18 protein-coding genes are annotated in these 16,976 nt (G+C 59.9%); 12 read left to right on the top strand and 6 right to left on the bottom strand.

Annotated features, from left to right (window positions below; genetic code table 11):
• Positions 1 to 65: 65 nt before the first annotated feature.
• From ACVTFQ_RS27260 to ACVTFQ_RS27250, 3 genes are all read right to left on the bottom strand, one after another.
• Positions 66 to 743 (bottom strand): gamma-glutamylcyclotransferase, encoded by a 678-nt coding sequence (locus ACVTFQ_RS27260; protein WP_111564597.1) that lies wholly within the window; start codon positions 741 to 743, stop codon positions 66 to 68.
• Between the two features lie 78 nt (positions 744 to 821).
• Positions 822 to 1,658, bottom strand: a complete 837-nt coding sequence (locus tag ACVTFQ_RS27255) for an alpha/beta fold hydrolase (protein WP_313760460.1) — start codon at positions 1,656 to 1,658, stop codon at positions 822 to 824.
• Positions 1,659 to 2,161: 503 nt separating this feature from the next.
• The gene (locus tag ACVTFQ_RS27250) at positions 2,162 to 2,359 is read right to left on the bottom strand and encodes a hypothetical protein (RefSeq protein WP_112989000.1); all 198 of its coding nucleotides are present in this window, start codon (positions 2,357 to 2,359) and stop codon (positions 2,162 to 2,164) included.
• A 340-nt stretch (positions 2,360 to 2,699) separates the two neighbouring features.
• On the opposite strand from ACVTFQ_RS27250, the gene ACVTFQ_RS27245 reads away from it, so the two are divergent.
• A complete protein-coding gene (locus ACVTFQ_RS27245; RefSeq protein ID WP_470424269.1) occupies positions 2,700 to 2,879 on the top strand; it encodes a toprim domain-containing protein in 180 nt (59 codons plus the stop codon).
• 40 nt (positions 2,880 to 2,919) lie between these two features.
• On the opposite strand, the gene ACVTFQ_RS27240 is transcribed toward ACVTFQ_RS27245, so the two are convergent.
• Positions 2,920 to 3,519, bottom strand: coding sequence for a hypothetical protein (locus ACVTFQ_RS27240; protein ID WP_111564567.1), 600 nt, complete (start codon positions 3,517 to 3,519; stop codon positions 2,920 to 2,922).
• 727 nt (positions 3,520 to 4,246) lie between these two features.
• The gene (locus ACVTFQ_RS27235) at positions 4,247 to 5,188 is read right to left on the bottom strand and encodes a helix-turn-helix domain-containing protein (protein WP_470424268.1); all 942 of its coding nucleotides are present in this window, start codon (positions 5,186 to 5,188) and stop codon (positions 4,247 to 4,249) included.
• Positions 5,189 to 5,202: 14 nt separating this feature from the next.
• Here ACVTFQ_RS27235 and melA point away from each other — a divergent pair, with 14 nt between their 5' ends.
• From melA to ACVTFQ_RS27180, 11 genes are all read left to right on the top strand, one after another.
• Positions 5,203 to 6,519: an alpha-glucosidase/alpha-galactosidase gene (gene melA, locus ACVTFQ_RS27230; RefSeq protein WP_112949531.1), complete on the top strand. Its 1,317-nt coding sequence runs from the start codon at positions 5,203 to 5,205 to the stop codon at positions 6,517 to 6,519.
• A 153-nt stretch (positions 6,520 to 6,672) separates the two neighbouring features.
• Positions 6,673 to 7,467, top strand: a complete 795-nt coding sequence (locus tag ACVTFQ_RS27225; protein WP_111564564.1) for a DeoR/GlpR family DNA-binding transcription regulator — start codon at positions 6,673 to 6,675, stop codon at positions 7,465 to 7,467.
• Entirely contained in the window at positions 7,464 to 8,414 is a 951-nt protein-coding gene (locus tag ACVTFQ_RS27220) for an N-acetylglucosamine kinase (RefSeq protein ID WP_112435605.1), read from the top strand. Before ACVTFQ_RS27225 ends, ACVTFQ_RS27220 begins: the two co-directional genes overlap by 4 nt.
• Positions 8,415 to 8,452: 38 nt before the next feature.
• Positions 8,453 to 9,706: an ABC transporter substrate-binding protein gene (locus ACVTFQ_RS27215; RefSeq protein WP_470424267.1), complete on the top strand. Its 1,254-nt coding sequence runs from the start codon at positions 8,453 to 8,455 to the stop codon at positions 9,704 to 9,706.
• Complete coding sequence (locus tag ACVTFQ_RS27210) at positions 9,703 to 10,620, top strand: carbohydrate ABC transporter permease (protein WP_111564561.1); 918 nt, start codon at positions 9,703 to 9,705, stop codon at positions 10,618 to 10,620. Before ACVTFQ_RS27215 ends, ACVTFQ_RS27210 begins: the two co-directional genes overlap by 4 nt.
• A complete protein-coding gene (locus tag ACVTFQ_RS27205) occupies positions 10,620 to 11,477 on the top strand; it encodes a carbohydrate ABC transporter permease (RefSeq protein WP_111564560.1) in 858 nt (285 codons plus the stop codon). The genes ACVTFQ_RS27210 and ACVTFQ_RS27205 overlap by 1 nt, the downstream gene beginning before the upstream one ends.
• A gap of 11 nt (positions 11,478 to 11,488) precedes the next feature.
• Positions 11,489 to 12,442, top strand: coding sequence for an SIS domain-containing protein (locus ACVTFQ_RS27200; protein WP_111564559.1), 954 nt, complete (start codon positions 11,489 to 11,491; stop codon positions 12,440 to 12,442).
• Positions 12,439 to 13,734 carry a D-tagatose-bisphosphate aldolase, class II, non-catalytic subunit gene (locus ACVTFQ_RS27195; protein ID WP_470424266.1) on the top strand — a complete coding sequence of 432 codons (1,296 nt, stop codon included), beginning with the start codon at positions 12,439 to 12,441 and terminating at the stop codon, positions 13,732 to 13,734. The genes ACVTFQ_RS27200 and ACVTFQ_RS27195 overlap by 4 nt, the downstream gene beginning before the upstream one ends.
• A gap of 68 nt (positions 13,735 to 13,802) precedes the next feature.
• Positions 13,803 to 14,870 carry an ABC transporter ATP-binding protein gene (locus ACVTFQ_RS27190; RefSeq protein ID WP_111564557.1) on the top strand — a complete coding sequence of 356 codons (1,068 nt, stop codon included), beginning with the start codon at positions 13,803 to 13,805 and terminating at the stop codon, positions 14,868 to 14,870.
• 156 nt (positions 14,871 to 15,026) lie between these two features.
• Complete coding sequence (locus ACVTFQ_RS27185) at positions 15,027 to 15,269, top strand: type II toxin-antitoxin system ParD family antitoxin (RefSeq protein WP_111564556.1); 243 nt, start codon at positions 15,027 to 15,029, stop codon at positions 15,267 to 15,269.
• Entirely contained in the window at positions 15,266 to 15,559 is a 294-nt protein-coding gene (locus ACVTFQ_RS27180; protein ID WP_111564555.1) for a type II toxin-antitoxin system RelE/ParE family toxin, read from the top strand. The genes ACVTFQ_RS27185 and ACVTFQ_RS27180 overlap by 4 nt, the downstream gene beginning before the upstream one ends.
• Positions 15,560 to 16,123: 564 nt before the next feature.
• Here the strand turns inward: ACVTFQ_RS27180 and nadC are convergent.
• Positions 16,124 to 16,975 carry a carboxylating nicotinate-nucleotide diphosphorylase gene (gene nadC, locus ACVTFQ_RS27175; RefSeq protein ID WP_111564554.1) on the bottom strand — a complete coding sequence of 284 codons (852 nt, stop codon included), beginning with the start codon at positions 16,973 to 16,975 and terminating at the stop codon, positions 16,124 to 16,126.
• Position 16,976: the final 1 nt, after the last annotated feature.

Raw genomic sequence — 16,976 nt, 5'->3', positions numbered from 1 at the left:
AATGCGATTAGTAAAATCGTATCAACGCCATCGCCTCCTGGCAGGTTGCCGGTAGGCACAATGGGCTACGCCTTGCGCCGCGCCAAAATCTCGGCTGCGACCAGCGCCTGCAGGCGCCATAGGTTACGGTCGCGGATGCCCTCCGCCTGAAGATCGACGATCGTGTTGTGTAGATACTCGGCGCAGGAGCCGCCCTGACCGCAGGCTGCCGCGATCAGCGAGGAAGCTTCCGCCGCCGGCAGCGGTTTCGTCAGTCCGGCCCGCTTGGTGCTGGCCCAGAATGTCAGGGCTTTTTTGGCGCCGCTTTCAGTTCTGACCGGAAGCCAGCGCACCATGTCGATCACTTCACTATACTTGATCTCGCGCGCGACGAGCGCGCGCAGATCCTGGCGGCGGCGATCGGCTGAAAGCTCGAAGGCGATACCATCGCACTGGCCGCCGCGCTCAAGCGCCATCATCAGCCCGGGCTGGTCGCTGGTTGCGCGCCAGCGCTGAATTTTCAAGGAGAACGACCTGTGCCAGCCATAAGCGGTGGCTCGTTCGCGGCTGGCGGGTTCGAACTCCGGGTTCCAGATCAGGGACCCATAGGCAAAGACGAGAAGAGGCTCACCTGCCGCTTCGCGTTCAATCCTGTCGACGAGATCGTCAAGCTCAGCTTCCGAAAGCGGCGTCCAGCCCGGCTCCGGTCCGTCATCACGGACATCTCGGATGGTCAGGGCAACAAGTTCGGGCGTCAGCTGCATGGTGGTATCGATCTGTATCAGGTCAAGGAAATGGAGCAACTGGCCGTGGCGGATGTCCGCCACGGCCAGGTCTTTTCGTTAGGACTGCACGAAAGCGAGCAAGTCGGCGTTCAGCACATCGGCATTGACAGTCAGCATGCCGTGCGAGAAGCCCGGGTAGGTCTTCAGCGAACCGTTCTTCAGGAGCTTGGCCGACTTCAGCGCGGAGTCCGCGATCGGTACGATCTGGTCGTCTTCGCCGTGCAGGACAAGCGTCGGAACGGTGATCGCCTTCAGGTCTTCCGTCTGGTCCGTTTCGGAGAAGGCCTTGATGCCGTCATAGTGCGCCTTGGCGCCGCCCATCATGCCCTGGCGCCACCAATTCTGGATCACGCCTTCCTGAACCTTGGCGCCATCACGGTTGAAACCGTAAAACGGGCCAGCCGGGACATCGCGGAAGAACTGCGCACGGTTGGCGGCAAGCGCGGCACGGAAGCCATCGAACACTTCGATCGGCAGACCCTCGGGGTTGTTTTCGGTCTTCAGCATCAGCGGCGGAACGGCCGATACCAGAACAGCCTTGGCGACACGGCCGGCCGGCTGGCCGAACTTCGCGACATAGCGAGCAACTTCACCGCCGCCGGTGGAATGGCCGATATGGACGGCGTTCTTCAGGTCGAGCGCCTGGACGACGGCAAATGCGTCGGCTGCGTAGTGGTCCATGTCGTGTCCGTCGGCAACCTGGGCGGAGCGGCCGTGACCGCGGCGATCATGGGCAACGACGCGGTAACCCTTCGACAGGAAGAACAGCATCTGCGCGTCCCAGTCATCCGACGACAGCGGCCAGCCGTGGTGGAAGACGATTGGCTGTGCGTCCTTCGGACCCCAATCCTTGTAGAAGATTTCGACGCCGTCCTTGGTGGTGATGGTAGCCATTTCAGTATTTCCTTCTGTTTTAGTGTTTGCGGGCGCAGCGCTCGCTGCGAATGTAAAGGCGGGTGAGATTGCCATGGTCGTTGCGGCCGCGCCGGCGGAGAGCAGTGCGCGGCGACGCGTCATGGAAGAAAAAATCTCGGTCATTTCATATCCCGTAATCTTGTCGTTTCAAGCTTCAGACGACGCTGTTGCTCGGCTGATGACTGGAAATTGCCACGGATCGAGGGACGCAAACAATTGCACTAATGCTTTCGATTTAATTGCCTAATTTGCAACAATGGAGAAGAAGGTTTCGGGTGACCGGCGATGAGAGACTTTCTGTCGGTCACGAGCCGATCGCGCGTCGATCCCGCGAGCCGTCGATCAAGGCAGGCGCTTCTGCCCCACCTATGCTTTGCTACCTCAATTGCGTCAGTTCTCTCACGCGATGTGGCTAGTGGTTTGCCAGCTCGCACGGATCATCAGTCCTCAACGCCGGAAAGGCCCGGCTGCGAGCAAGCGTCTCAGCCGAAATCACCCAATTCTTCGTGGATGGCCGAAATGATTTCGGCGCGCTGCTGCGCGGATCGACCGGTGTGAGCAGCGTAGGTCAGTGCCAGAAGTCTTACCGTGCTGAGGATTGTCGTATGCGAAGGACCGAGGGCGAAGCTCGCGACATGGCAGGACAGAACGACTTTGGAATAACGCTGAGCCTCCAGCATCGAGGTGCGGTCGGTGATGGTGATGACATTGAGACGGCTCGTCGCGGCAGCTGAGAATCGGCCGCGAAATCGGCTGATGTGGCGGCAGCGTCACCAGGATCAGCACGTCCTTCGGGCCGGTCATGGCAAGGGTCCTCGTCCCACGATCCCTGATTGATGCCGAGGTTCATCACATTGTGACGAAGCCGCGCCGATCAGTTCGGCGGCCTGGCGTACCTTGTCGGAGCGCATCTCCTCGAAGGTCTTGGTCAAATCACTCAGCTCAAGTTCCAAAAGGGCGCCGATCGTGCGGCCAAGCGCAACCTGTTCGGGCTGGGTAACGGAATAGCCATAAGGTTCGGTGCTTGGCGAGCGCCCCGATACTCAATTGGTCGCAGCGAGCGATAACAATTCTCAAGGTGACGTTTTCGCAAATCGACTGCGCGCTCTGGCGCAGGATGTCGGCTGCTCATATCGTCGATCGCGACCGGCCGCCGAGGACCGGAACGACGTGGTGAAACAGTCCGGAAGGTTCGCTTGACCTCCCTTTATCCTGCGGCATAGACGAGCCGTTTCGACGGTTAGTGTCTGTTCGGGTCGTTTTGAGACTGCTTCAATGGAAGATCGTTGGGGTCGGTGCTACGGACCACCCGCACGCTGCCGCGGATTGCGAGCCAGATGCAGCTCAGCATTGCCGCTGGCATTCCCCATTCGAAGATCACTCCGGCATAGGTCGGCCACGGTTGCCCGGCGCTCAAGCCGTCGATCAGATATCGGTATCCACCAAGAATGAACGACAGCAGGGTTGCCCAACCGATAAGCAGGAGGAGCAGATTGAGCGCCTTCAATTTGAACAGCTTGGATGGTCCGCGCAGGGGGATGTAGCCGCGTTCCCTAGTGCGATCGATGAAGGCTGCAACTCGCCGAGCGTCGTTGAAAAATCGATGGTCGGGACCCACGATCCAGCTGCAAAGCACGTGACGAGCAATTGCCAGTATGAAAAAAATGGATGTGATCGCAAAGACCGCGGATGCAAATCCCTTGCCGTGATTAGGGAACAAATCCACCAGCGGGACGCCGATAATCCAGATCGGCAGGGTTGCGCCCACCACACGCAACGTCCCGAGATTGGCTTCGATGTTTCGGAGCCGATGAAGCTCGAAGATTGACTGCTGGGTCATTGAGGGCTCCCCCAGTTTGGATTTCGGTGATCCATATGATTGCCACAGTCTATGGGTTGTGGATGACCCCGGCAACCGGCAACCGGCAACTTCCTTCATGCGGACATTAAAATGCGTCGCCTCATATCGTCGCCCGCCATAGCCCTCGCGGCCACTGCATAGCTGCATTGCGCAATAAATGTTTTCCAGGTGGTCAATATTCAGGCATAACGCCTACAGCTAATGCATATGACGGTTTCCTCCCAGTTCCGTTGCATTGGCTGTTCCCCTCTGGAGGTTTTTTGACCTTCAAACTTTATGGGCCGCGGCTTTTGCCGTCGGCCCTTTTTTCTTCCCGCGACCCTGGCATCATTCTGATACGATCAGTTGCTCAAGAGGCGTCGGTCGGCGTCGTGCTCGCGCTTGGCGCCGGCAACTTCAAGCTTGAAGTCGCAGGATTATGCTCGACGGCATCGGCGCCGAAACGATCGGTGCGATCGTGCTCTATCACGCCTTGGGCTGGTCGAAAGTCTCGGGTCGCACGAACAACAATCCGTAGTAGCGCTCTGTGCACGAGCACAAGAGATCGAGGCCGCCTTCGTGAAAGGCGGCCTTTCTACTCGTTTCCACCGTCATCTGGCCGGAAGACTGATTTCGAAAATTGATATGAATCAATCTGCGCCTGGACGATCAATGGTTCGCTTCCGACGGCCGAAAGGGAGTTGGCTCAACAAATCGAACACATAGCTTAGCCCGCTCTCATCCGCATCATCATGCGAAAGTTGCGAGGGGTGTCTTCCGTATGGTGTTTGAAAACAGCGTAGAAACGCGCGGGGGAACCGAAACCACAGTCATGTGCGATCTCAAGGATCGGGTCGTCAGTCTCAGCCAGCCGTTGCATGGCACGCGACAACCGAAACCGCGTCAGGTACTCCATGACAGATATCCCTAGCACGTTGCGAAATGCCCTGTTGGCGGTTGTGGGATGCACGCGAGCTAGCTTCGCGATCGATGCGAGCGTCAGTGGTTCACGGTAGCGCTTGCTGATTATCTCCGTGAGAGCCTGCGTATAGCGTATACCCGGACCGGCGAGCGCCGTCGCTTCGCGGCGGGTGATGCCAGCGTCTGCATGGTCAAGGATAAGCCGGCGCACACGAAGAGCAACCTCATCGCTGACCAGTTGCCGCCGCGCCTGATCGCCAGCGGACCATTCACGGACCCACCGGGCGCCTGAAAGCGTCGCGCCTTCGGCGGGATTGGGCTCGTGTATGAACGCCCCTTGCAGGATGGCCTGCCTGGCGGTTGCCTCGATCGGCATTGCCAGAAAGTCCGCGAGCGGAAGATAGGCGCAGACGAGCGGTGATTGTGGCGTCACGACAATCGTTTGATGGGGGATCGCCGCCCAGAACAAGACCAGACGCCCCGCCTCGACATGCTCCTGCTTTCCGTTGAAAAGGTAGGTCATCGAGCCCTCGCGAAGCAGATTGATCTCGATGTGATCGTGCCAATGCGCTGACGTCATCGTATCGGCCATATGCTCTTCAACGAGAAAGTCGCGTGGTGAGCCGAGCCACTTGCCTTGCGTACCAGCTTCTTCTCCGTTCACCGTCGTCTGCTCCGATCCGAGAATAATTTCCCTATTATTGAGAAGAAAGTCCCAATTAAAAGGGGCATGAAAGGTCGATCTCATCAAAGGAGAACCTTATGCCGAAGATTTGCCTCGTCGGAGCCGGAAGCACGGTCTTTGCCCAGAACATTCTGGGCGACGTGCTATCGACCTCGTCCGACCATGATTATGTAATCAGTCTTTTCGACATAGATCCGGAGCGTCTGAAGACGTCCGAGATTGTCGCGCGACGCATATGTGAGGCGCTGAAGTTGCCCTCGGTGCGGATCGAGGCGACGCTCAATCGTCGCGAGGCACTCAAGGGCTCGGACTTCGTCATCTTGATGATGCAGGTCGGTGGCTACAAGCCAGCAACGGTCACGGATTTCGACGTGCCGAAGAAATACGGCTTGCGACAGACGATTGCCGATACCCTCGGCATCGGCGGTATCTTCCGGGGTCTCAGAACAATCCCGGTACTCGAGGCCATTTGCCACGACATGGAGGAGGTGTGCCCGAATGCTTTGTTGATGCAGTATGTCAACCCGATGGCGATCAATTGCTGGGCCATCAAGGAGATCGCTCCGACCATCCGCAATGTAGGCCTGTGCCATAGCGTGCAACACACCGCCGGCCACCTTGCAGCGTGCCTTGGAGAGAATATCGACGACATCAACTACGTCTCCGCCGGTATCAATCACATCGCGTTCTTTCTCAAATACGAGAAGATCGGAGCGAATGGTGGCCGCGAAGATCTCTATCCGAGGCTGAAGGCGCTGGCGGATGAGGGCAAGGCTCCCGCCGACGATCGTGTCCGTTTCGATGCCCTGAAACGGCTCGGCCATTTCGTCACCGAATCCAGCGAGCACTTCTCGGAATATACGTCCTGGTACATCAAGGATCGCCGGCCGGAACTGGTGGAGCAACTCAACATACCGCTCGACGAGTATATCCGCCGATGCGAGGTGCAGATTGCCGAATGGCATGCGTTGCGCAAGGACCTCGAGGGTGGCAAGCCGATCGAGGTGTGCCGCAGCAACGAGTATGCCGCCGGCATCATCCACGCGGCCGTGACCGGAAAGCCGGCGCTGATCTATGGCAATGTTCCGAACAACGGCCTGATCGAGAATCTTCCGCCGGAATGCATCGTCGAGGTGCCCTGCCATGTCGACCGCAATGGCATCCAGCCGACGCGGATCGGCAGGATTCCATCGCAGCTCGCAGCCGTCATGCGATTGAGCATTTCGGTGCAGGAACTGACCGTCGAGGCAGCGCTGACCGGTAAGCGGGACCGGATCTACCAGGCCGCGCTGCTCGATCCGCACACATCCGCCGAGCTGTCGCCCGACGAAATCTGGCACATGGTGGATGATCTGATCGAACAACACGGCGACCTGCTGCCAAAGTATCACTGAGCACACCCCTACCCTTTTCAGCGGCGCCTTGTTTAAGGCGCCGTTTTCTTTGTGCGCAAGGAAAACGATCATAAAAAATCATAATAGTGATTGACATTGATCTTTTCAAATGAAAACCTGATTGAAATTATAAAGCCAAAAAGGGAGCATGCCTTGAACCAGAGCGGCGGCCTCAAGACCGATCGGCAAGACCTCATCCGCAGTCATCTGTATGCGAACGGATTTTCCACGATCCAGGACATCGCGGATGCGGTCGGCGCTTCGCTCGCGACCGTGCGGCGCGATCTGCAGCTTTTGCAGGAGGCTGGTGCGATCGATCGGGTACACGGCGGCGCCCGCATCGCCGAAGGGTCTTCGGTGGAGCTCGCGTTTCAGGAGCGCGAGAAGCGTCAATTGGCTGCCAAGCGCGCTATTGCGAATGCGGCCCACGAGCGCCTTCACCCCCGCACCGCAATCTTCCTCGATGCCGGCACGACGGTGCTCCAGCTGGCCAAGCTGATCCGCATCAATCCCATGCCGCTGCGTATCTTCACCAACGGGCTGATCGTGGCGCAGGAGTTCATGAACGTCCCGAACCTCGACGTCGTCCTGCTCGGCGGGCAGTTGCGCAGCGAAAATGCATCGCTCGTCGGCCCCCAGGCCGAAGCCATGCTGGAAACGATCTGGTTCGACCAGCTGTTTCTCGGCGCGAGCGCGGTGAGCAATGATGGCGCGATCTATAGCGTGGACAGCGCCGAAGCGAGCCTCAATCGGAAGATGCTCACCCGATCCAGCCATCGCTTCGTACTCGCGGACTCCTCGAAATTCGGCACGACGGCAACCTACAAGGTGGCGCCGCTGAACAGTGCCAAGCTGATCACCGATGCCGATCTGTCGAAGGACTGGCGCGCGCAGCTTGGCGACCTTGCCGTCGAGACAATTTTCGCCGACCAGGGAGCGAAGTCTTGAGCACCGACCTGATCCTCGGCATCGACGGCGGCGGCACAAAGGTGATGGTGGCGCTTGCCGATCGCAGCGGACGCATCCTTCGTACCGGTTTGGGTGGTGGCGTCAACGCCATGGACAATCCAGCCTGGCGGACCGAACTCGAGGCGCGGATCGAACCGTTTCGCGGCGAAAGGCGATTGACCGCCGTGGCGGCCGCCTTGCCCGTTTACGGAGAGGTCGCCCATCTTTCCCAACAGTTGGAAGAAACCATCGCGCAAGCCTTCCCGAATGCGCGGACACGCGTTCTCAACGATGTCGATGCCGCCCATCTCGGCGCGCTCGCCGGCAAGTCGGGTATTCTCGTACTCTCTGGAACCGGTTCCATGGCCTGGGCGCGCAATGCAGGGGGCGAAGCCGCCCGGACCGGCGGCTGGGGCGACATCATCGGCGACGAAGGCAGCAGCTACTGGATCGGCAGGCTGGCGCTCAATCTTGTCAGCCAGAGCCTGGATGGACGTCTGCCGCCGACCGCCTTGGCAAAGGCTGTCTTTGATCACCTTCAACTCGACCCAACCAACCCGATGGACAGCCTCGGTGCCTGGGCGACGTCTGATGCGAAACGGTCAAGCATCGCTGCGCTGTCCGCCGTGGTCGACAAGGCCGCACTAAACGGCGACACGGCCGCCATTGTTCTCCTCGACCTCGCGGCGGACGAGCTCGCCAAGCACCACCGTGCGATCGCCGGCCACTGTGAACCGGGAGCCGACTGGACATTTGCCGGCGGCACGTTCCGAAGCACGATCCTTTTGAAAGCCCTCGAGCGACGCATCGGTCGCCCCCCGATTGCTCCGAAACTACCCCCGATCGGCGGAGCGCTCTTCGCTGCCGCCCAACTTCTCGACTGGCCCATGGACGAAGGCTGGATCGGGCACGTCGTCGCATCGGCAAATGCGGCGTTTGCGCAATAAAATCACGTAAATTCTTGATAACAAAGAAGGATGGGAACATGCGTAAAACAATCTTATCACTGCTCGCTTCAGCCGCCCTGGCCGTCGCTCTTCCGGCGGCCGCGCAAGACAAGCCGCTTGCCGGTGAATCGATCACCGTATTGATGCCGTCGCCGCAGGGCCCCGATATCGCCGCCGCGTTCGAAGCCGAAACTGGCATCCACGTCGACCTGCAGACGCTTTCCTGGGACGATATCCGCCCGAAGCTGGTGACGGCACTGGTTGCCGGCACGGCGCCGGCCGACGTGACCGAGTTCGACTGGTCCTGGACGGGCCAGTTCGCGGCAGCCGACTGGTATATGCCGCTTAACGATGTGATAGACGCGGACTCCACCAAGGACATCGGCGTTGCCAAGATCTTCACGGTCGATGGAAAGCTGCTTGGCGTCCCCTATTCGAACGACTTCCGCGTGATGCTCATCAACAAGAAGCATTTCGCGGATGCCGGCATCACCGAGACCCCGAAGACGCTCGACCAGCTGGTGGGAGCGGCCAAGAAAATCAAGGAAAAGGGCATCGCCACCTATCCGATCGGCCTGCCGGTGTCCGCGACAGAGGGTGCCTCGACGAGCTGGTACTTGCTGACCAAGGCATTTGGCGGCGAGCTGTTCGACAAGGATTTCAACCCGCTCTTCACCAAGCCCGGTTCCGCCGGCTACAAGGCGCTGGCATTCGAACTGATGCTTTTGAAGGAAGGCCTGGTCGATCCGGCTTCCACCGGTCTCAAGGATAGCCAGATCAACGAGGGTATGTTCTCCCAGGGTCTGACCAGCATCATGATCTCGGGCGAACCCGGCCGTCTTGGACAGATGAACGATCCCAAGCAGTCCAAGGTCGCCGGTCAGGTCGAGGCGATCCTGGTTCCGACCGAAAGCGGCGAGACTCGCAGCTTCGGCCTGCCGGAGGCGCTTGCGATCCCGAACGTCTCGCCCAACAAGGAAGCGGCTGTTGCCTTCGTCAAGTGGTTCACGAGCCGCGAATTCCAGAAGAAGAACATGGCGAACGGCTTCCTGCCGACCCGCACGTCGGCACTGGCCGAGCTCAACTCGGAAGGCAAGCTGAACAGCGGCGATGCGCTCGTGGCGCAGTCTAAGACGGTCGAGGCGCTGTTCCCGCAGGGCACGCCCCCTTGGTACCCGCAGTTCTCCAGCGGCGTGAACACCGCGATCAACAGCGCTGCCAAGGGTCAGATGAGCGTTGACCAGGCTGTCGAAAGCATCGCCTACGCCGCCAAGCAGGCGATGGCGCAATGACTGCTGTCGCCTATAAGGAGACCGCGGCCAAGAAGGGTGTCGGCTTGAATGCCGACACCATTCTCGGCGTGCTGCTGGTGTCGCCCATTCTCATCACCATGACGGCGCTCGTCTTCTATCCTATGGCGCGAACGCTTTGGGACAGCCTTCACCGGGTCAATCCGATGCAGGCCGGCACGCCCTTCGTCGGCCTGGAAAACTACACGCGCATGTTGTCGGACGCGCAGCTCGGCACGACCTGGGTCAACACGCTCATCTATGTCGTGCTCGCAGTGCTCGCGGAAACGGTCTTCGGCGTGCTCGCCGCCTCGCTGATCAATCAGTTGAAGGTCGGCCGGCAGTGGGTTCTCGCGGCGGTCATTCTTCCCTGGGCGCTTCCCGGTGTCGTCAACTCCGTGATCTGGCTATGGATCTATCAGCCTGGCGCGGGCCTGCTGAACGGCATCCTCACCTCGCTCGGCCTTCCCTTCGAAAACCACGTCTGGTTCAACGATCGGACGAGCGCGATCATTGCCGTCACCGTCGTGCATGTCTGGCGCATGATGCCGCTGACGATCGTCATCGTTCTCGCGGCGATGCAGAGCATTCCCTCGCATCTTTATGAAGCGGCACGCATCGATGGCGCGACACGCCCGCAGATGTTCGCGCTTGTCACGCTTCCGCTTGTTCGTAGCGCGATCGCGGTTGCCATGACCAACGCCACGGTTAACGCCTTCAATCTTTTCGACGAGGCCTGGGTTCTTGCCGGCTCCAGTCTCGAGACGCGACCGATCCTCGTGCAGATTTATCTGGAGACCTTCCAGAACTTGCGGTTCTCATACGGCATGGCGCTTTCCGTCGTCATCACCTTCGTCTCGCTTCTCGTCTCGCTCATTTACGTCCTTCGGGTCTATCGCAACACACGGTTCGACTGATGAAACCCACCCTTCTTTATCGCCTGATGATATGGATCGGCGTCGCCGTGCTATTGATCTGGTCGCTCGGTCCGATCTACTGGACGGTCGCCAGTTCGGTGACGCCGACGGACGACTTCTCCGTCCGGCCAATCAACTTCTTCCCTCAACATTTCACGCTAGATCACTACTCTCGGCTGCTCGGCATCAACGTCGATCGTATCGGCGGCGTTGAGGTGTGGCGGCAGTTTCGCGCGGCGCTCTTGAACAGCGTCGTCACCTCGGCGGCCGCGACGCTCCTTTGCGTGGCCATTTCCGCGCTGGGCGCCTACGCCTTCACCCGCATACGCTTCCCCGGCCGCAACGCGCTCTTCGGCCTTGTGGTCGCGACGCTGGCGATCCCGGCCTATGCGGTGCTGATCCCGCTCTACCAGATCATGATCAAGATGCATCTCGTCGATACCTATGTCGGCGTCGCCCTGATCTATGTCTCGGCCTACCTGCCGCTCTCGCTCTGGCTACTGCGCAGCGTCTTCGAGGCCCTGCCCCTGGCGCTGGAGGAAGCCGCGCAGCTCGATGGCGCGGGACGTCTCTACATCTTCTTCAATATCGTGCTGCCGCTGGCTGGTCCCGGCCTGACCGCTGCCGCGATCCTCACCTTCCTCGGCGCCTGGGGGCAATATCTCGTGCCCCTCATATTCTCGCCGCAGGCGACCAAGCCACTGACTGTTCTCATTCCCGAGTTCGTCACGAAAAACTTCATCGACTACGGGCTGATCACGGCTAGCGGTTCCATCGCGATCGTCATCCCCGCCCTCGTCGTCATCTTCCTCAACCGATACCTCGTCAGCGGTCTGCTGGCCGGCTCGGTCAAGTAATCGGAGCCACCATGAACACGACCGAAAAAGTCATCCGCGAGCAGTTCCCCTTCTGGGAGAAGGCACTGGGCTCGAACACCGCGACCACGCGCGACGACGTGCTCGTCTATGTCGGCTGCGGAACATCCTACTACCTCGCCATGTCGCTGGCGGCCCATGCGAACAATGCCGGTCGTCGTGCGATCGCCGTGCCTGGCGCCGAATGGCTCAATCGCCCATCATTCTTCTGGCCGGACTGGAAGAACACGCATGTCGTCGCGATCTCGCGCAGCGGTGAAACGACCGAGACGGTCGCTGCCGCCAAGAAGAGCCGGGAAAACGGCGCCTTCGTCACCGCGCTGACCGTCGAGGCCGAGAGCTCGCTTGCAAAATGCAGCGACGACGTCGTCGCCTCGCCGACCCACAGCGAGGAAGGCATCGTCATGTCGGTCTCGGCCAGCCTCATGCTGCTGCTTGGCTTGCAGATGATCGGCCATGAGATCCCCGCATCGGCCGTGGCATCCGCAAAAGAGCTCGCTGATGCGCTCGACGCTTCGCTCAGCAAACAGGTTCTCGATCGCAGCCATTTCGTTTTTCTTGGCGGCGGTCCGCTTTTCGGCCTGGCCGCCGAAGGCGCGCTGAAGCTGATGGAAATGAGCCAGGTCCTGACCCAGCCCTTCCATCCGCTTGAATATCGCCATGGCCCAATCAGCCTTGTGGACGAGAAGACCGCGACCGTCATGCTCTACAGCACCGACCAGAAGGATGCCGAAGCCAAACTCGTCGAAGAGCTGCGGGAAAAGGGCGCTATCGTCATCGGCCTCGGCGGACCTGGCGATATCGAACTCGCTGTCGACGCCGATCTTTCGCTCGCCGCACTCGTCGTTCTCCCTGCCCTGCAGATGCTCGGTGAGCGTGTCGCGCAATCGAGAGGCATAGACACGGTATCGCCGCGACACCTGACCAAGGTTGTAACGTTGGTATGAGCGACGCCCTCGATCAAAATCGTGAGCGCGCGCTCTCCAAGCTTTTTGGCGCGCGCCAACAAGCCTTGCCGCGCGGGATAACGTCAGTGTGCTCGGCACATCCACTCGTGATCGAGGCCGCCTTGCGGCGGGCGGCACGGGAAGGCACCGTGGTCCTCATCGAGGCCACCTGCAACCAGGTCAACCAGGAAGGCGGTTATACGGGCATGACTCCGGCAGCCTTCCGGCGGTTCATTGAGCGGATCGCCACAGAGGTCGGTTTCCCACTGGAGAGGATCATCCTCGGCGGCGATCATCTTGGTCCCAACCCCTGGAAGAAGCTGGGCGCGGACGAAGCCATGGCTCGAGCCGAGGCAATGGTCGCGGCTTATGTCGAGGCAGGCTTCGAGAAGCTGCATCTTGACACGTCGATGGGATGCGCCGGGGAACCGCCGGCGCTCGACGACGAGGTAACCGCCGAAAGGGCGGCACGTCTGGCACGGGTCGCGGAGGACACGGCACGCCGCATCCGGCAGCGGCCTCCGGTGTATATTATCGGCACGGAGGTCCCTCCTCCCGGCGGCGCGACGCATGCGATCGAGGAGCTTGAGGTCACCTCTCCCGACGCCGCCCTGAAGACGATCGCCATCCACGCATCGGCTTTCGAGAAGGCTGGCGCCGGAGCGGCCATGGACCGCGTGATCGGGATCGTCGTCCAGCCAGGCGTCGAGTTTGGTAATGCGAATGTCGTCCTTTACAAGCCGGACCGCGCCCGGGGATTGGCATCGTCGCTTTCCCGGATGCCGGGACTCCTCTTCGAGGCCCATTCGACGGATTACCAGACCGTTGCCGAGCTTTCGGCTCTCGTTGATGACGGTTTCGCTATCCTGAAAGTCGGTCCCGGCTTGACCTTCGCACTGCGCGAGGCGCTCTACGGGCTTGATGCCATCAGGCAGGTACTCGCTGGCGGGTCGGATAGCCTGCATGCCGAGATGGACGCGATCATGTTGAGCCAGCCGCGACATTGGACGGGTCATTACATAGGGTCGGCCGAGGAACTGAGGCTGCAGCGCCACTTCAGCTACAGCGACCGTATCCGCTACTATTGGCCCGACAGGCAGGCTGCCGGCGCGGTGGAAACGCTGATGAAAGCGCTTCCCGATCCGATCCCGGAAACGCTGATCAGCCAGTATCTCGCTCGTGTTTATCCTGACGTCGTGACAGGAGGCGTGGCGCCACGAGCTCGCGATCTTTGCCTCGCCGCAATCGATGCGGCGCTGGCGCCCTATTCCACGGCCACGGCCAGCCAGTAAATTTCAAGTGGTGCGGCAGGCTGCCGGTACGGCGGCCACACGTCACACAGTTTCAGTCGGAGAGAATTATGGCGTCAGTCAGCGTCGCGAATGCCCGCAAGAACTACGGTCACCTGGAAATCCTTCATGGGGTCGATATCGACATTCAGGACGGCGAGTTCGTCATTCTTGTCGGTCCCTCGGGCTGCGGAAAATCCACCCTTCTGCGGATGATCGCGGGCCTGGAGGAGATTTCCGGCGGACGCATCTCGATCGGTGGGCGTGTCGTCAACGACGTCGCCCCGAAGGAGCGCGACATCGCCATGGTGTTCCAGTCTTATGCTCTTTATCCGCATATGACGGTGGAGGCCAACATGGGCTTTTCCCTGAGGTTGGCGAAGGCACCGAAAGAAGAGATCAAGGCACGCGTGCGTGAAGCAGCTCAAATTCTCGGGCTGGAAAAACTGCTCGACCGCCATCCAAGAAACCTGTCCGGCGGCCAGCGCCAGCGCGTCGCCATGGGGCGCGCCATCGTGCGCCAGCCGCAGGTCTTCCTGTTTGACGAACCATTGTCCAATCTGGATGCCAAGCTGCGCGTCCAGATGCGCTCGGAAATCAAGCAACTGCACCAGCGCCTCAAAACCACCACCATCTACGTCACGCACGACCAGATCGAGGCGATGACCATGGCAGACAAGATCGTCGTCATGCGCGATGGTCATGTCGAGCAGATCGGATCGCCGCTCGACCTCTACGACAGCCCGACCAACCTCTTCGTCGCCGGCTTCATCGGTTCGCCGGGAATGAACTTCATCAAAGGCCAGATCAGTGCCGAAGGTCCCATCGAGTTTATCGCGAATGGAGACGCGAGGTTGCCCATTCCCGCCGACGTTCCAGTCACCCGCGGCCAGCAGGTCATCTATGGCATCCGCCCGGAACATCTGACGATCAACCAGGGTGGCGCGCAGGCTGACGTCACCTTGATCGAACCAACGGGCGCTGAAACGCAGATCACGGCTGGCCTTGGAGACGTGCAGATCGTGGCAACCGTCCGTGACCGTCTTGCGCTGCACGCTGGCGACTCGATATCGATCGCACCAGAGCTGACCAAAGTGCAACTCTTCGATGCAGTCACCGAGAAGGCGTTGCGAGTGTGATGGGACCGACTGACTGTGACCAGCGATAAGCCGTTGCAGCGGCGGTTGACGCTAGCGCGACAGGCGCCCCCTCATCGTCGATCCGTGTGAGACCTTCGGATTTTTGACAAAGTTTGCCAATATCAGTAATGAAGATCGGACAGATGGAGGCCTGCTATGGCGACAATGAATGTTTCTCTCCCTGACCCGATGAAGGACTGGGTCGAGGCGCAAACCAAAACCGGGCGATACTCCAATGCCAGCGACTACGTGCGGGACCTGATCAGGCGGGACCAATCGCGCAATGACAAGATTGCCGCAATGCAGCGCTTCGTCGACGACGGGCTTGAAAGTGGCGTCGGTACTCGATCCAAAGACCAACTCTTTGCCGAAGCTACGGCTCGCGCCGGCAACTCATGAGTTTCAAGCTCTCAGTCGAGGCAGAAGAAGACATTATTACAATCGCGGCGCAAGGCGTTCGTCTGTTCGGCGTCGCACAGGCGCGACGTTATCACGATGATCTCTACGGCCTATTGGATCTGATCGCAGGCAATCCGCTTATCGCCCGCGAAAGAGACGAAATCCATCCGCCGGTTAGAGTTCATCCTTTCAAGGCTCATCTCGTAGTTTATCGGATCGAGGACGACGATTCGATTCTGATTATCCGAATTCGACACGGTCATGACGATTGGGCGAGCGATGCATTCTAAATTAGCGCAGCCTCTGTATTCCCCTGTGCCGTGTCTGGCTTACCCGGCGTCTAAAAGAAAGAGCCGATGACTTTGGCCATAGACGCCGTGAAGTGACTATCCAACCTTGGCTACGCAGAGATGCCTCTCGCTAGTAGGCGCCTTACTTGAAACTCTCTTCGAGCTGACACCAGATGGCAAGCAAAGGCTGAAAGGTGCATCTTATCGCGAGTGGGAGGGATGGCCGACACTGTCGAGTTTGCGTTTCACGAAGTCGAGGTGTGCCTGATAGCACGCACAAAGCCAGCGTATATATCAGCCTTATATTGTTGATATGATTTGTGTTGCTGCGCTGAGCCGCTCATCTTTCCTCTTTTCCCCCTTCATCACGTACGGCGGTCATGGTCTTGGCGATAGCCTGGATGTGGCCCGCTCGCTTGCGCCGCGATCCGACGTTCGTCAGGCATTGTCGATGGAAGCCGATCAGGAACGCCGGACGCTGAAAGAGGTCATGGGGTGGCTCTCGCGGGAGTCAACCGCCTTCAACGCCGTTGCCATCGCCGTCCGTTTATCCTCGGTGCCTTATCAAGCGCGGAAATCAAGACCGATATCGAGAATGGGCGCGCTGTGGGTGATCCAGCCGACGGAGACCAAATCGACCCCCGATGCTGCAATGTCGCGCGCGGTTTCAGGCGTTATGCGCCCCGAAGCCTCCGTGATTGCACGTCCTCCGACCATCGCCACCGCTTCGCTGAGCTGCCGGGCCCCCATATTGTCGAGAAGAACCGCATCGACACCCTCCTCCATCACGTCACTGAGTTGATCGAGCGTATCGACTTCGATCTCGATCTTCAGCATATGTCCCGCCGCTGCTTTAGCCCGACGCAGAGCCTCCCGGACACCACCGGCAATCACGATGTGATTGTCCTTGATCAGCATCGCGTCATGCAGCGCGAACCGGTGGTTCATCCCGCCGCCGGCGCGCACCGCGTATTTTTCGAGCGCCCTTAGTCCCGGCGTCGTTTTGCGGGTACAGGCGACGGCCGCGCCGCTGCCGGCAACCGCTTCGACGATCGATGCGGTCACCGTTGCTATCCCTGACAGATGGCTGAGGAAGTTGAGCGCTGTGCGCTCACCGGTCAGTATTCCTCTGGACGGCCCGCTGATGGTGGCGATCACGTCACCCGGCCCTACCGTGCTTCCCTCACGGATGTGCCGGGCGACCGATATCGCGGGATCGACCAGCTCGAATGCAAGGGCTGCGGCATCCAATCCTGCGACAATGCCGGGCTGACGCGCGGCCATGACGACGGTCGACATGTGCTTTTCAGGAATGACTGCGGCCGAGGTGACGTCACCGGCCATTCCCAGATCTTCGGCAAGCGCTGTTCTGACCGCAGGTTCGATGACGAGACGTGGAAGAGATGTGACGTGCATT

The sequence above is a fragment of the Rhizobium sp. O111 genome (genome assembly GCF_055616315.1).
This window is presented reverse-complemented; position numbering and strand designations above follow the sequence as displayed.

Excerpts from the sequence above, each read along its gene's own strand:
- ACVTFQ_RS27250 (WP_112989000.1), bottom strand. The coding sequence starts at position 2,359 with ATGCTGGAGGCTCAGCGTTATTCCAAAGTCGTTCTGTCCTGCCATGTC.
- ACVTFQ_RS27205 (WP_111564560.1), top strand. The coding sequence starts at position 10,620 with ATGAAACCCACCCTTCTTTATCGCCTGATGATATGGATCGGCGTCGCC.
- ACVTFQ_RS27240 (WP_111564567.1), bottom strand. The coding sequence starts at position 3,519 with ATGACCCAGCAGTCAATCTTCGAGCTTCATCGGCTCCGAAACATCGAA.
- ACVTFQ_RS27235 (WP_470424268.1), bottom strand. The coding sequence starts at position 5,188 with ATGAGATCGACCTTTCATGCCCCTTTTAATTGGGACTTTCTTCTCAAT.
- melA (WP_112949531.1), top strand. The coding sequence starts at position 5,203 with ATGCCGAAGATTTGCCTCGTCGGAGCCGGAAGCACGGTCTTTGCCCAG.
- ACVTFQ_RS27180 (WP_111564555.1), top strand. The coding sequence starts at position 15,266 with ATGAGTTTCAAGCTCTCAGTCGAGGCAGAAGAAGACATTATTACAATC.
- ACVTFQ_RS27195 (WP_470424266.1), top strand. The coding sequence starts at position 12,439 with ATGAGCGACGCCCTCGATCAAAATCGTGAGCGCGCGCTCTCCAAGCTT.
- ACVTFQ_RS27200 (WP_111564559.1), top strand. The coding sequence starts at position 11,489 with ATGAACACGACCGAAAAAGTCATCCGCGAGCAGTTCCCCTTCTGGGAG.
- ACVTFQ_RS27255 (WP_313760460.1), bottom strand. The coding sequence starts at position 1,658 with ATGGCTACCATCACCACCAAGGACGGCGTCGAAATCTTCTACAAGGAT.
- nadC (WP_111564554.1), bottom strand. The coding sequence starts at position 16,975 with ATGCACGTCACATCTCTTCCACGTCTCGTCATCGAACCTGCGGTCAGA.
- ACVTFQ_RS27190 (WP_111564557.1), top strand. The coding sequence starts at position 13,803 with ATGGCGTCAGTCAGCGTCGCGAATGCCCGCAAGAACTACGGTCACCTG.
- ACVTFQ_RS27260 (WP_111564597.1), bottom strand. The coding sequence starts at position 743 with ATGCAGCTGACGCCCGAACTTGTTGCCCTGACCATCCGAGATGTCCGT.
- ACVTFQ_RS27215 (WP_470424267.1), top strand. The coding sequence starts at position 8,453 with ATGCGTAAAACAATCTTATCACTGCTCGCTTCAGCCGCCCTGGCCGTC.
- ACVTFQ_RS27185 (WP_111564556.1), top strand. The coding sequence starts at position 15,027 with ATGGCGACAATGAATGTTTCTCTCCCTGACCCGATGAAGGACTGGGTC.
- ACVTFQ_RS27210 (WP_111564561.1), top strand. The coding sequence starts at position 9,703 with ATGACTGCTGTCGCCTATAAGGAGACCGCGGCCAAGAAGGGTGTCGGC.